Source organism: Rahnella ecdela (assembly GCF_019049625.1).
GTDB lineage: Bacteria > Pseudomonadota > Gammaproteobacteria > Enterobacterales > Enterobacteriaceae > Rahnella > Rahnella ecdela.
Window position 1 is genome coordinate 114,019 of the sequence record NZ_JAFMOY010000126.1, and the last position, 15,723, is coordinate 129,741.

General features: G+C 53.3%; 10 protein-coding genes and 1 pseudogene. 1 reads left to right on the plus strand and 10 read right to left on the minus strand.

What is annotated here, in order from left to right:
• Positions 1 to 232: 232 nt before the first annotated feature.
• Positions 233 to 1,171: an HTH-type transcriptional activator AaeR gene (gene aaeR / locus J1784_RS13120; RefSeq protein ID WP_217149587.1), complete on the plus strand. Its 939-nt coding sequence runs from the start codon at positions 233 to 235 to the stop codon at positions 1,169 to 1,171.
• A 121-nt stretch (positions 1,172 to 1,292) separates the two neighbouring features.
• Here the strand turns inward: aaeR and J1784_RS13125 are convergent, their stop codons facing one another.
• The 10 genes and pseudogenes from J1784_RS13125 to csrD form a co-directional block, all read right to left on the minus strand.
• On the minus strand, positions 1,293 to 1,706 hold the full coding sequence (locus tag J1784_RS13125) for a hypothetical protein (RefSeq protein ID WP_217149588.1): 414 nt from the start codon (positions 1,704 to 1,706) through the stop codon (positions 1,293 to 1,295).
• Positions 1,707 to 1,855: 149 nt separating this feature from the next.
• Positions 1,856 to 2,602: pseudogene (locus J1784_RS13130) on the minus strand (DUF6531 domain-containing protein); the annotation flags it as partial.
• Between the two features lie 251 nt (positions 2,603 to 2,853).
• A complete protein-coding gene (gene tldD, locus J1784_RS13135; protein WP_217149590.1) occupies positions 2,854 to 4,299 on the minus strand; it encodes a metalloprotease TldD in 1,446 nt (481 codons plus the stop codon).
• 142 nt (positions 4,300 to 4,441) lie between these two features.
• The gene (gene yhdP, locus J1784_RS13140; protein ID WP_217149591.1) at positions 4,442 to 8,269 is read right to left on the minus strand and encodes an AsmA2 domain-containing protein YhdP; all 3,828 of its coding nucleotides are present in this window, start codon (positions 8,267 to 8,269) and stop codon (positions 4,442 to 4,444) included.
• A 98-nt stretch (positions 8,270 to 8,367) separates the two neighbouring features.
• Positions 8,368 to 9,837: a ribonuclease G gene (gene rng / locus J1784_RS13145; RefSeq protein ID WP_120508334.1), complete on the minus strand. Its 1,470-nt coding sequence runs from the start codon at positions 9,835 to 9,837 to the stop codon at positions 8,368 to 8,370.
• Positions 9,827 to 10,420: a Maf family protein gene (locus J1784_RS13150; protein ID WP_217149592.1), complete on the minus strand. Its 594-nt coding sequence runs from the start codon at positions 10,418 to 10,420 to the stop codon at positions 9,827 to 9,829. Before J1784_RS13150 ends, rng begins: the two co-directional genes overlap by 11 nt.
• Before the next feature lie 7 nt (positions 10,421 to 10,427).
• Entirely contained in the window at positions 10,428 to 10,916 is a 489-nt protein-coding gene (gene mreD / locus J1784_RS13155; protein WP_132966287.1) for a rod shape-determining protein MreD, read from the minus strand.
• Positions 10,913 to 11,920 (minus strand): rod shape-determining protein MreC, encoded by a 1,008-nt coding sequence (gene mreC / locus J1784_RS13160; RefSeq protein ID WP_217149593.1) that lies wholly within the window; start codon positions 11,918 to 11,920, stop codon positions 10,913 to 10,915. The genes mreD and mreC overlap by 4 nt, the downstream gene beginning before the upstream one ends.
• Positions 11,921 to 12,195: 275 nt before the next feature.
• Positions 12,196 to 13,239 (minus strand): rod shape-determining protein MreB, encoded by a 1,044-nt coding sequence (gene mreB, locus J1784_RS13165; RefSeq protein WP_013577291.1) that lies wholly within the window; start codon positions 13,237 to 13,239, stop codon positions 12,196 to 12,198.
• Positions 13,240 to 13,594: 355 nt separating this feature from the next.
• Positions 13,595 to 15,529 (minus strand): RNase E specificity factor CsrD, encoded by a 1,935-nt coding sequence (csrD, locus tag J1784_RS13170; RefSeq protein ID WP_217149594.1) that lies wholly within the window; start codon positions 15,527 to 15,529, stop codon positions 13,595 to 13,597.
• Between the last annotated feature and the right edge of the window lie 194 nt (positions 15,530 to 15,723).

Below are 15,723 nucleotides of genomic sequence, written 5' to 3' on the forward strand. Positions count from 1 at the left end.
CCCGCGCGCACATTATTCATTATTTTAGGCAACACCACGCACACCCGGAGATAAATAATTCACTGGGAAATGCGAAACGAAGTTGTGGAGTTGCCAGGGAAGTGTGCGAAGGTAAGCATTATGTCAGGAAAACAGAAACCTGAGTTTTATCGCCCGGAAGGGTATATTAGCGTGCTTATTATCAAGTAATCAACATTCCGTGATCTAAATCACTTTTAAGCCAGAGTTAACAATGGACCGATTAAAACGCATGTCGATTTTCGCCCAGGTGGTAGAAAGCGGTTCTTTTACTGCCGCTGCACGACGCCTCGACATGAGCGTTTCCGCCATCAGCCAGACAATTTCAAAGCTGGAAAATGACTTACAAATCAAATTACTAAACCGAAGTACACGCAGTATTGGGCTGACAGAAGCAGGCAAAATTTACTATCAGGGATGCAGGAAAATGTTGCACGATGTCCGCGAAGTGCATGAACAATTGTATGCCTTCAACAACACCCCGACAGGAACGCTGCGCATCGGTAGTTCATCAACAATGGCACAAAATGTTCTTGCCGCGATGACAGCGGAAATGCTCGGTGAATATCCCGGCCTGACGGTGAATCTGGTGACGGGTATTCCGGCGCCGGACCTTATTGCTGACGGGCTGGACGTAGTGATCCGCGTCGGCGCGTTGCAGGACTCCAGCCTGTTCTGCACCCGCTTAGGCTCCATGCCGATGGTGGTGTGCGCGGCGCGCAGTTATCTGGCTCAGCACGGCACACCGGAAAAGCCCGCCGACATGGTGAATTTCTCATGGCTGGAATACAGCGTGCGCCCCGACAGTGAATTCGAACTGATCGCGCCGGAAGGCATTTCCACCCGCATTACACCGCAAGGGCGCTTCGTCACCAACGATTCGCAAACCATGATCCGCTGGCTGAAAGCCGGTGTGGGGATCGCCTATGTGCCGCTGATGTGGGTGATTGAGGAAATTAACGCCGGGGAAGTGGAAATCTTATTCAGAAGCTACCAGTCCGACCCGCGACCGGTCTACGCGCTGTATACCGAAAAAAACAAACTCCCGCTGAAAGTGCAGGTCTGCATAGATTATCTGACGGATTATTTCAAACGGGTGAGTAAGGTGTATCAGGGATACCGGCAGGGGAAAAAGGGAACGCAGTGGAATTGAACCAAAATTCCGCTTCTAAGTGGTATGAATACTGAATGGGGTCTTCATACCACTAAAGCATCATAACATTCTAAATAGATTAGTTCTCAAAGAAGGAAATGATGACTTCTTAATGTGAGTGTTAATTCTCATTGCGCCCATGTGTTAGATACCATGCAAAACACTCAGCCAAATCTTCCGGAATGCCTGTGGCATTATCTTCAGCCCATTTAGCTATAGAATGTTCCTCTGATATTTCGGCAACTCCACTCCACGTCGTAATAAAATTATCTTTATAAACATCACCGTGATAGAAAAGGAATACATCATCGGCAAAGTCCGTCTCAACATAAGCCACGGACCACTTTTGTTTTTTAAATAATGAAATAATAGTAACACCCCCTATCATCAATTGCCGGGAAACGTTTATTTTAAGAGAATCAATTTGCTCATCACTGAATTTACCTCTCATTTCTTCACAATATGGGCTAGCGCATGAAGTATCACACGCCATAGCAATAACAAATAAAAAAAACACAATTATATTTATTTTCAAAACTCACACTCGTTATTTTACTGGTTAATATATCCATAAATTACTATCGATTTTTTTGCGGATATATTTCTAAAATAAATTATGGCAAGCGCCGTCTGTACCGCGTATAGGATATGTCTCTGGACAACTAGCCAGATTATTTCCAGCTCCAGCTCCAGGCGAAAACGCCGTCCGGCGCTGTCGGTCACAGAGGTAATGTGCCCGGCAAACTCACCCTGCACGTCGCGCTGATAGCACAGCGTATTGCCGAAGCGGTCGGTTAATCCGAGCAGTTCGCGCGAGGCAGGCAGAGGGCGCGGCAGCTCGTCCTGTGCCGTTTCAGGCAGCTGCACGCAGCCTAAAATCCACCACGGACCGGTGGCGTCGTTCGCCACGAAATAGTCGTCGGGACTGTTGCGCAGCTCCTCCGGCAGGACCTGCCACAGATTGCTGAGCGGATGCGCGTCGCTTTGTTTAGCCACGCCCCCGCGCGCCAGCCAGAGCTTTTCGCTGTTGCTGAAGGCAATCCGGCCCGGCGGCAGCAGATGAAAATGCAGGCTGCGCCCGCCGTTGTCGTTAAGGATGAGTTCGTCGTCTCGAACTTGCAGGCGGATGTCCGCCGCCGCGGTCCAGCCGGGGCCGAACAGCCCGACCGGCGCGGGCGTATCCGTTTTATAGCTGCTGTACGAACGGCTGAGCACAAACGGCAGCGCCGCGGGCAACGCGATATCGGTCTCGTCCGGCAGGACTTTGGCCCCCAGCGACGGGTTAACGGGGCTGCCTTCTTTGACACCACCGGGGCACACCGAACACGCCACGCCGGTCGGCGCACCAATCATCACGCCTAAAGAGCCCTGAACAATCTGGCCGCCAATGGCGGTCATATCCTTCTGACGTGCTGCCGGAAATCCGGGCATGGGGTAAATCCTTTTATCGAAACGTCCGTGGAATGATTGATTTGAAAGAGGTGTATTTACTGTTGCATAAACCAAACAAATATAACCAAATCAAAAAGATGGGTGAGATTAGGCGCAGGAAAGAACGTTTGGTGTGACGGGTGTCGCAAACGCAAGGAAAGCAGAAAAAGTGAAGTGTGATAAATAAAAAAATCCCCGACGGGAAAGGTCAGGGATTTATGGGGGGCTATAGTTACAGCAGGATGCAGAGTTTAAGCAGTACCACCCACGGTCAGATTATCCAGTTTCAGGGTGGGTTGACCGACCCCGACTGGCAGGCTCTGGCCTTCTTTGCCGCACACGCCGACGCCTTTATCGAGCGCCAGATCGTTGCCGACCATGGAAATCTGCTGCATCGCTTCGATACCGGAACCGATCAGCGTCGCGCCTTTCACTGGTTTAGTGATGCGACCTTTTTCGATCAGATACGCTTCTGAGGTCGAAAACACGAATTTTCCCGAGGTGATATCCACCTGACCGCCGCCGAAGTTTGGCGCATACAGGCCATACTCCACGCTGCTGATGATGTCTTCCGGCGTGGATTTCCCGCCCAGCATGTAGGTATTGGTCATACGCGGCATCGGCAGATGCGCATAAGATTCACGGCGGCCGTTACCCGTTGGTGCAACGCCCATCAGTCGCGCATTCAGTTTGTCCTGCATATAGCCTTTCAGCACGCCGTTCTCGATCAGCATGTTGTACTGACCCGGGACACCTTCATCGTCAATCGCCAGCGAGCCACGCAGATTCGGAATAGTGCCGTCGTCCACCACGGTACAGAGTTCAGACGCTACCAGTTTGCCCATCTGACCGCTGAACACGGACGTGCCGCGACGGTTGAAATCGCCTTCCAGACCGTGACCGACCGCTTCGTGCAGCAGCACGCCCGGCCAGCCCGCACCCAGTACTACCGGCATGCCGCCAGCCGGAGCGGCCACTGCGGTCAGGTTCAGCAGCGCCATGCGCACAGCGTCACGGGCGAAAGCTTCGGCACGCACTTCGCCGTTAACGGTTTCGAGAAAGTAGTCATAACCCACACGACCGCCGCCGCCGCTTGAGCCACGCTCACGACGTCCGTCCTGTTCGACCAGAACGCTGACAGACAAACGCACCAGCGGACGGATATCAGCTGCCAGCGTGCCGTCCGTCGCCGCAACCAGCACGGTTTCGTATACGCCGGTAATGCTGGCACTGACTTCCTGCACACGTTTGTCTGCCGAACGGGCGATTTTGTCTACGCGGTGCAGCAGTTCAATCTTCGCTTCGCGCGGCAGGCTTTGCAGCGGATCCAGCGGAGAATAAAGAGATTGGTACGCAATTTCGCCCAGCGTGTGCGCCTTGCCATTGCCCTGCTCGCGGACAATGCTGCGGGCCGCTGTTGCACTCAGATTCAGTGCATTGAGCGTAATCTGGTCGGCATAAGCGAAACCGGTTTTTTCACCGCTTACCGCACGGACGCCTACGCCCTGATCGATATTGTATGAACCGTCTTTGATGATGCTGTCTTCGATAACCCAGGCTTCGTGGAAACTGGACTGGAAAAAGAGATCGGCATAATCAAGGCGACGTTCAGACAACTGGCCCAAAACGGAAAACAAATCCTGATGACTCAGATTATTAGCAGTTAGTAACTGCTCACTGACTAAGGCCAGACTCATAGATGTTCACTCTCTTTTTAGACGAAAATCCGGCGGACTGAGCGTTATAAAAACGTCAACCGGCCGGACAATCCATTATTACAAGGTTATTAACAGCCTAACACAGCCCGCACGAGGTTTCCTGCCACCTTCGCCGGTGTCGTTACTGAGCGGCGGCGGCTTTCGGATGTTCAACCGGCTTGCGAAGAATTTCATTGATGTGCGGATCCGCGATGGTGCCGCTAATCTGATAGCGGATAAGCGAGATTTTATTCCACAGCGGCGCCAGCACTTTACTAGCCGCAAATACCGCCACACCGACCACCGGGTTAATGACAAAGGCAGTTGCCACACCGACGGTAGCTGAGATTTCCGGCGCGATAACGGCTTCCAGATCAAGACGCTGATTCACAAAGTTCACCTGACCGGTAATGGCAATATCCGCTTCCAGCCCGTCGATCAGCAGGTCATCGGTGTGCATTACGCCATCTTTAATCCAGGCCGTGGATTTGATGGAATCGAAATAGAATCCCTGACCGAAGGTGTCACTGAAATCGAGGCGCAGCTTGCGCAGCAAGGCGTCGAAACTGATCAGACGCAGCAACTGTCCCGCACGTCCGGTGCCGACATCAGCGATCTCACCTTTACCTAAGGTGTTCTTCAGCGTGCCGTTTAGCGTACTGATATCCGGTTTCCACGGCACAGATTTCCAGTGCAGATCGAAGTTGATGTCGAATGGCGCGCCTTTCAGTGGCGTCGTTACGCCGAAGAATGACATGGCCTGATCGATATTTTTACCCGTCAGCTTCCCTTTCAGGCCGGTATTTTCGCCCTCAGCGTTCTGCTTCCAGTCGCCCTGCACGTTGAGGCGAGCCACGCCGGTGTCGATCAGACCGTTGCGCAGCATCAGCTGATCGCCCTGAGGGGTGAGATCGGCATTCACTTTGCGGAAGTTCTGCCCGAGGAACCAGCAGGCTTCGCAACGCAGTTGCAGAGCAGGCCAGTTAGCGAAGGAGATCTTACCGGTCGCGAACGGATTTCCGCCAGGCTGACCGCTGCTGGCAACATCGGCCACGGTCCACTGCGGATTGAAATACACGTATTTGAGGTTAGCCAGCCACGGGCCGTTGTCATTCATATTCAGCTGGCCGTCAATTTCTTTGCCTTTGGCTATGATTTCCATCCCCTGATGCCCTTGCACCGACGTCAGCGTCAGGTCATTCCATACCTGTCCGCCCAGTGTCAGCGCAGGCGTAGTGAGGGTTATCTGATGCGGGAAGCTGAAACCGGCCAGTTTACTGTTCGTGCTCTGCGTCGCTTTATCCGGGGAGAGCAGGCCCAGCCAGTTTTCACCATCCAGCGGCGGTAGATTCAGCGTCAGGCTGCTGTCGGCAGGCAATGACGGGGTTTTCTTCGCATTGGCCTGCCAGGAAGCGCGATCCAGTTTCAGCTGTTTGCCCAGCAACCAGCGGCTGTTGAAGCGGTCTTTTCCGGCCAGCACGCCTTCGAGATTAAAGCTGTGCAGATCCCCTTTCACATTCACCACCAGCGGCATTGCATGCCCGGCCTTTTTACTCAGCGGATCAGGTAAGTGACTGCTCACATCTTTCAGATCGGCGTTCACATCGACGGTGTAGGTCGGCGTGCCCTTGTGTGGTAGCGTGATATTCACATCGCCTTTCCACGGCGTGCCGCCAGAAATTTTGCTGGCCGCCGCTGCCGGCAGACCAGGGATTTTCGCCAGCTGCCAGTTAGCATCCAGACCAACCTGTACTTTAAAGTCATTCGCCAGTTCCTGCGTGCTGAACATCACGTTCACCGGCTGACCGAACCATTCACCGGTAAGACGGTTACTTTGCAGGTTGCCGTTGTCATAGCTGAACTGACCACTGAGATGGCTGATTTTGCTGTCCAGCGGTTTAATAAACAGGCTGTTGTCGTTTAAAGTCACCCCGCCAGAGGCGTGAACCATCTCGCCATCCAGCGGAATATCCAGATGTAAGCGACCATTCACTTCGCCGCCAATCTGCAATTCCTGTAGCGCCGAGCCCAGCGAATCATGCAGCGGCGTGCCCATGAAGTAGTCGCCGATATCTTTGCCCTGCCCGCGCAGGTCTGAATCGATAAACAACCGCTCTTTCAGATAATCCGGGATGTTGGCAACCACATTGTTGCCATCAACATTGCCCAGTCTGGTGTGCGCGGCTTTCATGAACAGGCCGTCGTTGAGGAAATCGAGGTCAATATCCAGATCAGTCAGCGCTGGCCAGCCCGGCTGGAATTCGAAGGTTGAGTGGCGCAGCGGAACCCAGACTTCAAACTGCCCTTCGTTCTTTTTAAACGGGAAATCATGTGGATTGCCGTTGAACGTCAGCGTCGCGTTATCGACCTGACCGGCCTGAATGGCACCACTCAGATAATCGACCAGATGTTTTCCCATCAGCGGCTCAGGGAAATAGCGCCACGCCTGACCGGCGTCATACAAACGAATACCGGCCAGAATGTTCAGCCACGGCTGGCCTTCCGCTGGCTGGTTGTAACGGAAATCCCCCTTCGCCCACAGCGCGTTCGCTTTGACGTCAACATCTTTGCCCGACAGCGCCCAACCCTCCTTGCCGTTGGTCCAGTTAAAGGTACCCGTGGCTGCGCCGATTTCCAGTGGTGCCCGGAACATTTCGCCATACGGTAAAACACTGTCTTTGAGATTGACCGCCAGCTGACCACCTGCCACGCTGCCTTTCAGACTGCCGCTGAAATGGTTTACGCCCGGCAGGAGTTCCCAGCGCTGCCAGCTGACATCGTGCCAGCTTGCATCAAAGCGGGTCTGGTCCAGTTGCTTAAGCGGGATATCCAGCGCGAGCCGGTCGACATTACCGGCAGGTTTTAAATCCTGCCAGCGTTCCAGCAGGGTCGGTGTCAGGAAGGAAATCGTCGGGATAACCGGCCCTAAACGTTCCAGTTGCAGATGGGTACCCCGGATACGCAACTCCTCACCCTGCGAGGGGCCAAGGAAGTCAGTATTTTCAGGAAGATAAAGCGCTTCAAGACGGCCTTTTGGCCACGCCACGCCGTCCGTTTTCAGATTCAGTTGCTGAGTTCCAACCTGCCAGCCACTTCCCTGACGGCTGCCGTGCAAGGTGAGATTATCGACGTCCAGGCGGTGCTCATCGTCCCCAGTTTTCCAGGTGGCGGAGCCCGTCTTCAGCAGGGCATCACCGGCGTAAATTTCGCCGTTGTGCACCGTCAGCCAGGCGGCAAGACTAAAGTTGGCACTTTCCAGACCGGTGTTACTGCGCAACCACCGGCTGAACCACGGTTTCAAATCAATATCATCGGCTTGCAGATAGATTTTGCCGTTATTGAGCAGACCGTTTGAGTCGTTGAGATCCATACGCAACTGCACAACGCCGTGCTGGCCGTTAAAGCTCGAAAGGCTGAGTTGTCCTTCGGCACGGTGGCGGTTGCGGGTGTTCAGCCAGGTCAGCTGGGGAATATCAAATTCTGCGCGCGGACCGGCAGGCGTAGGGAAAGTAATGCGGCTGTTGCGCAGGTCAAAATGGTCAACCTGACGCAGGAAAATGTCACTAGCACGACCGGGCTTGATGCCGTTGCCTTTATTGGCATCGCCGCCGAGCGGGGTGTTTAGATCCAGTTGCAGGTTGTAGAAGGTAAGATCGCGGAACTGCCAGCGAAAATGCAGGAGTGATTGCCAGACGTCCAGCGCCATGGTGATACGCTGAACCCGCCATCTGGCATCCGGCATTGTGACCTCAAGACCACGGACTTCCATGATCGGGCCAAAAGTTTTCCAGCTTGCGCTGACTTGCGACAGTTCGATCGGTACGCCGGTGACAGCCTCTACCTTCCCGACCAGTTGATCCTGAAAGCGGCTAAGCTGCGGCAATGCCAGACGCAAGCCGCTGATCACCAAAGCCACTATCACGACAAGGGTTGCGCTGGTGGTTAATAAAATACCGGGCAGTCGCCTCAAACCTCTCTCCTTGTTTTCCATTCCATGCTGGTTTTCACCCGCACAGACGGCAATGGAAACCTTGAACAACCAGATGCTTCAAGCCAGTCATCCGCAGATCACATCATAACGACGTCGAACTGCTCCTGACTGTAGAGCGGCTCAATTTGCACTTTGACCTGCTTGCCGACGAAGATTTCTACTTCGGCCAGAGCATGGGACTCTTCTCCCTTGAGGGCTTCACCCACGGCAGCAGACGCATAAACCAGGAAACGGTCGGAATCGTAAGCATGATGCACGCGCACGATTTCACGCAGAATTTCATAGCAAACGGTTTCAACGGTTTTCACTGTGCCGCGTGCATGACAGGTCGGACAATCGCTGCACAGCACATGCTCGACGCTTTCTCGCGTGCGTTTACGCGTCATTTCCACCAGTCCCAGCGCCGAGAAACCGTGAATGCCGGTTTTCACGCGGTCTTTCGACAATGCCTGTTCGAGGCTGTGCAACACGCGGCGGCGGTGATCTTCATTCGACATATCAATGAAGTCGATAATGATAATACCGCCGAGATTACGCAGACGCAGCTGACGGGCAATGGCCTGCGTCGCTTCGGTATTGGTGTTGAAAATGGTGTCTTCAAGATTACGATGGCCGACAAATGCGCCGGTGTTGATGTCCACCGTCGTCATCGCTTCGGTCTGATCGATAATCAGGTAGCCGCCGGATTTGAGTTCCACCTTGCGCTCAAGCGCACGCTGGATTTCATTCTCCACATCGAACAAATCAAAGATTGGCTGCTTGCCGCTGTAATGTTCCAGCTTGCTGGTCATTTCAGGCATGTATTCGCCAGTGAATTCCACCAACAATTCGTACGTCAGACGGGAATCGACGCGGATCCTGTCCAGCGCTTCGCCGGCAAAATCACGTAAAACGCGGTGCGCCAGCGCCAGTTCACCATACAATTTGCACTTGGTTTTGTTGCGACGTTTGCGCTCCATCACCTTGGTCCACAAACGTTTTAAGTAAGCGGCATCCTGCTTGAGCTCTTCTTCACCCACGCCTTCAGCTGCGGTACGGATAATATAACCACCGTGCTCGTCACAATATTCGGAGACGATGCGTTTGAGACGATCACGTTCCGCTTCACTTTCAATACGCTGCGATACACCAACGTGCGAAGCTCCGGGCATGAACACCAGATAGCGGGAAGGCAAGGTAATGTCTGTCGTCAGGCGCGCGCCTTTGGTGCCCAGCGGGTCTTTCACCACCTGCACCATCAGATCCTGGCCCTGGTGCACCAGCTCTGCGATATCACGCACATGGAAGTTTTTCTGCTCGTCACGCGCCACACATTCGGTGTGAGGCATGATGTCTGAAGCGTGCAAGAACGCTGCTTTTTCAAGGCCAATATCAACAAATGCTGCCTGCATGCCTGGCAGAACACGGCTGATACGTCCTTTATAAATATTGCCGGCAATCCCGCGTTTGGTTTCACGCTCAATATGGATTTCCTGCAGAATGCCACCGTCAATGTAGGCCACGCGGGTTTCAGACGGGGTGACATTGACCAGTAATTCAGCTGTCATGTTTTCTCCTAAGCTCGCGTAAGGCAGAAAATTCATTTAGCAGTTCCTGAGTTTCCACTAAAGGAAGACCCACAACTGCATAGTAACTGCCGCGAATTTCTCGGACGAAACAACCGCCCTTTCCCTGAATACCATAAGCGCCCGCTTTATCCATGGGCTCACCGCTCAGAATATAGTGTGCAATGTCGTCGGAGGATAGTGAACGGAAGGTGACATCGGTCACAACCAACGTATTGAGGCAATCCCGCCGGTCAGCAAACGCAATCGCGGTCATCACCTGATGCTGTCTGCCCGACAATGCATTAAGCATAACAGCGGCTTGCGCTTCGTCACGTGGCTTTTCCAACACTTTACCGTCAAGTACCACAATGGTATCTGCACCCAGCACTGGGAAATCTTCTGCTGCTACCGCCACACCTGCCTGCGCCTTTTCTTTCGCCAGCCGCAGAACATAGTCTTGCGGTGCTTCATCTGGCTGACGCTCTTCCGCCACGTCCGTAGACAGGCGCTCGAAAGGCAGTTCCAGCAAAGTGAGTAATTCACGGCGGCGCGGCGACCCGGAGGCCAGATAAAGTGCGGTCATAACATCCTCATTGCACGGCAAACTGACGACGAATTTTACGCATCAGCAGGAACAGCCATGGCCACAAGATACCGTCAACCACACTACTCCAGAAAACTTCAGGCCGGAACGAAACGTTAACGACCAGGAATTCACCCCAGAACACCATCACGTCCACGGCCAGTGAAAGCACCATGACAATCAGCGCCTGTTGCCAGAGCGCCAGATTACGGAATAACTGGAATTTGAACGCGACCAGATAGGCGGTGATGGCAAATGCCAGCGCCCGGATACCCAGCGTCGAGCCCAGGATCAGATCCATGATGAAGCCGACAATAAAACCGGTTCCCACGTTGACGCGATGCGGTAACGCCATCACCCAGTAAATCAGGATCAGCATCAGCCATGACGGCCTGAACATATATATCTGTTCAGGCCACGGCATTACCTGCAGCAGCATGGCTATTAAGAAGGATAGCCAAATAATCCAACGCCCGTGGCTCCGGTAACTGTTCATCGTGTCGCTCCCTGCACAGCAGGTGTGCTGACAGGCGCGGTCACTGTGCCAGTGGCCGGTGGCGGAACCGGTGCCGGAGGCCCCATATCACCCGGAGGTGGCAGGACTTGCGGCATCATTTGCATCAGACGTTCGTTGGCGACGCGATGTACTTCGTCCGGTGGCAGCGGATGTTCGCCATTACGGTCGGAACCCCACAAGAGCAGCAAATAACGCAGACGTTGCAGACCCGCGGTCGGACGCGCCTGAATCACGGTATAGGCACGCTGATTATCAACCTTGACTGAAGACACCACACCCACCGGATACCCTTCAGGGAAACGACCGCCCAGACCGGACGTGACCAGCACATCGCCGACACGAATGTCGGTATTGCTTGGCAGATGCTCAAGTTGCAGGTCATCGGCACAGCCGCTACCGGCTGCAATCACGCGGATGTCATTACGCAGCACCTGTATCGGTAACGCGTGCGACGCATCGCAAATCAGCAATACACGGCTGGTAAGTGCGGCAACTGCCACAACCTGCCCGACAACACCTTTGTCACTGATAACCGGTTGCCCGATATACACGCCATTGTTGCTGCCTTTGTCGATCACGACCTGATCGCTGTAAGGATCATTGCTGGTAGACAGAACCTGCGTCACCATTTTGTGCTCGTCCTGACGCAACGGCGACCCTAACAGTTCACGCAGACGGGCGTTTTCTTGTTTGTACTGGCCGAGCATCATCAGATCGCTGTTTTTCAGCAACAGTTCCTGACGCAAAGCGCGGTTTTCCAGTTCCATCTGACCACGCGTGGCAAATGTAGAAGAGACCTGATCTAAGAATTCACGCGGGGCATTGGACAAAAAATAGAAGGGACTGACGGCAGTATCCATATAGGTGCGAATTTTAACAAACGTACCTATTTTACTGTCGGCAACAATCAGGACAATGGCCGTGAGAATAGCCAAAAAAAGTCGCAGTTGCAGGGAAGGTCCCCTGCTAAAAATTGGCTTCATAAAATATGCGAGTTCCTCGGCAACAGAAGGTTTCAGTCAGTCGAAGTAAAGACTTCCCCTGACAGAAAAGGCGGCAATCTCATGGGATAGACAAAACACCGGCAAAGCGTTTATCGCTCGGCCAGTGTTTGCACGGATCCACATTGAACACTGCACACTTCACGTTGCAGGTTTTACCTGACGGACAACCACTTTCCCGGGCAGACTGATTTTGTTAACTACGACAAAGCCTGCTTACAGCAAGCTCTGTCCAAAACCACAAGTCTTCGCTCAGATTACTCTTCGCTGAATAAGTCGCCGCCGTGCATGTCGATCATTTCTAATGCTTTACCACCGCCGCGGGCTACGCAAGTCAGCGGATCTTCTGCAACGACAACCGGAATACCGGTTTCTTCCATCAGCAGACGATCAAGGTTACGCAGCAATGCGCCACCGCCGGTCAGCACCATGCCGCGCTCGGAAATATCAGAAGCCAGCTCTGGCGGACACTGTTCCAGTGCAACCATTACCGCGCTGACGATGCCGGTCAGCGGTTCCTGCAAGGCTTCCAGGATTTCGTTGGAGTTCAGCGTGAAACCACGTGGAACACCTTCAGCCAGATTACGGCCACGAACTTCGATTTCGTGCACTTCATCGCCCGGATACGCAGAACCGATGCTGTGCTTGATACGTTCGGCAGTTGCTTCACCAATCAGTGAACCGTAGTTACGACGCACGTAGTTAATGATAGCTTCGTCGAAACGGTCACCACCAATACGCACAGAAGAGGAATACACCACGCCGTTGAGGGAAATCACCGCAACTTCAGTCGTACCACCACCGATATCCACCACCATTGAACCGGTCGCTTCAGATACTGGCAGGCCTGCACCGATTGCCGCAGCCATCGGTTCTTCAATCAGGAACACTTCACGCGCGCCTGCGCCTTGCGCAGATTCACGGATAGCACGGCGTTCAACTTGCGTTGCACCGACTGGCACACACACCAGCACGCGCGGACTTGGGCGCATGAAGCTGTTGCTGTGAACTTGCTTGATGAAGTGTTGCAGCATTTTCTCAGTCACGAAGAAGTCAGCGATAACGCCGTCTTTCATTGGACGAATAGCTGCGATATTGCCGGGAGTACGCCCCAGCATCTGTTTTGCGTCGTGACCAACAGCAGCGACGCTTTTAGGTGAACCAGCACGATCCTGACGAATAGCCACTACAGATGGCTCATTCAGCACGATGCCTTGTCCTTTTACATAGATAAGGGTATTGGCGGTACCCAGGTCGATGGACAAGTCGTTGGAAAACATGCCACGAAATTTCTTAAACATAACGAAAGGATAATCCTGCAAGCTGGGGGCGAAAAATAAAATCCGCCTACTTTACCAACCACGCGAAGCAGCGACAAGGCGCAAAAACGTCCTGCTTCCGTGAAAATTGTCAGCGATGTCGCCATTCACTTGTTGTTACTTTTTGAGGCTGATGGCACTGCGATATAATTCTGTATCGCAGGCTCGGTTTACCTCGGGCAGGCACCCAGGCGAAGTAGCAACACCGCACATAAATTCTTACACTTTTACCGAAATTTTCCGCTTATCTGCGGCCTGATAACAAGCACCGGAGGCCAGGCAAGGGAGTCGGTCAAAAGCTGGCTCATTCTACGTTAAATAATCCCATAACGGTCACTTAAACATCGCGGTTATGTGAATATTTTTTACCGACCGGTTCAACAGGCTCCGGTACAGCAAATAAATCGCCCTGACCGCCGTGGATCCCGCTTTTCAGCAGGACTGCCCACTCCTCTTTTGTCCTCACTCCGGAGGCAAAAATCAGGGCCTGAGTTCCTTCACACGCACTGAGCAAACTTTGTACAAAAAGCTGATTTTCAACCCTTTTATCAATATCACGTACTAACCCTGGGTGAAGCTTGACTCTCTCCACCGGGAAAGTTTTCAGATAAGAGGTGCTGACGACCGACAAACCCGCCTGCGTAACGGCCAGTCGACAGCCTAACCCTTGCAATAATCTGATCGCCGGACGCAGTCGGTCGGTATGTTGACAGAGATCTGCCTCTGCAAGTTCAATCAAAATTCGATTTCGTTGTGTTCTTTCGCACTGAAGCAACGTATCGCGCAACCAACGAACAAACGAGCGCTGCAATAATGAATCAACCGTCAGGTGAAATGCCAACGTTTCATCCGGCCAGCGGTTAAGTAACGGAATAATCTGACTTAACATCACCCGATCGAAGCTCTGCGACAAGCCAAACTGTACCACCAGAGGAATAAACTCGGCGGCGAGCAGCTCCTGTTCTCCGTCAAAAACATGGCGCTGCACTTCCCGATGGTCGAGTTTGCCGCCTTTTGAGAATGACGGTTTCTGATATAAACGCGGGCCGCCGCGCGCCAGGGTATTTTCCAGCAAAGTCCGCCAGCGCACACTCCCCCGACCCTTTTCCGGTACATTTTTATCGTAGATAAACCAGCTGTTACTTCCCTGAAAAGCCGCATGGCGCGTGGCCTGCTCGACCATATCCATGACCTGATCCGGCGTTTGTCCGAAACGGTACGCGCTGATGCCTATGTACATCAACGCGTCGCGGTCGATGAGCGATGACGTCGGCAACACGCCCAGTGCATTAACCAGCTGAGCCGCCATGACTTCCGCCTCTTTCAGGGAGCGGTGCGGCAACAGCACCGCAAAATCACTGTGGAAATAGCGCGCCAGCAAAGCATCGACGTGGCGCATGACAAACGTCGACAATAAATTCACCATCGCCGAGCGTAATTCATCCACCACCGCCTGACCGTGGGTTTCGCGCATCAGGTCGAAATCAGGCAAACGCAACAACATCACCACGCCATGCGCGCCCTTTTCTTCCAGCTGCGTGGCGAGCTGATTATCAAAGAACAGACGGTTACTCAGCCCGGTTTGCGCGTCCTGCTGGGCATACGCGCGGATCAGTGTATCCACACGGCTGCGCTGTTCGCGTGCTTCGTTCAGGTCGGTCAGCAACACATCAATAGCACTGCTGGCAGAATGCGGCCATTCACCGACATCGCCGGTCAGCCCCTCGCGTTCACCGCGTAAAATCCGTACTGCGCGGTCTTCCAGCTTTTCCACGCCGTCGGTTTCCTGGCGCAGCCAGCGGAAGCTGAGCAACAGCATGCCGAGCATCACCAATATGGCGAGACCAATAGCAAATGTTGAGCGCAGGGAACGAATGTAAGTGCTGACGGGATCGATATATGACATTTGCAGAGACATCGAATGGTTCTGCATCAGCGGATAAATTGCTGTGTCATATTCAGGCATTACGCTGTCCCAGGAGCGGTGCAGATTGGGATTTTCGTGATACTCATAAACGGTGGTGTCATTGAGTTTGACTTCAATATCAGTGACATCGAGCATTCGCATCGCCTGCGGCAACCAGCGCTGGGCCTCTGCGGGTGTATGAGTCAGAAGCGCCTGATCATAGGTCGTTGCCAGCGCCTGCAGATGCTGCTCGGTACTTTGTTTATTGAGATAGAGAAAACTGAAAGTGACGCCCAGCAACATCAACAGCATTGCCAGCGCGACTAACATCGAAATCAGTGCCGATAGTCTGGTAGTAAATCGCATCCCTGTGCCTTACTCGCTACGGTTAAATGAACACAAACCCGTTGACTGAGCCTGCTGCGTAAAAACGCCGCTACTATAAAACAGAACACGGGGGCGGCTGGAGAAATTTACGAAACAGACTTCATCAGATGTTTCTTCATTTCTGTCGCATCAGGCGCCCATTCATTCTTCTATCGGACTGAAAAATGTCCTTT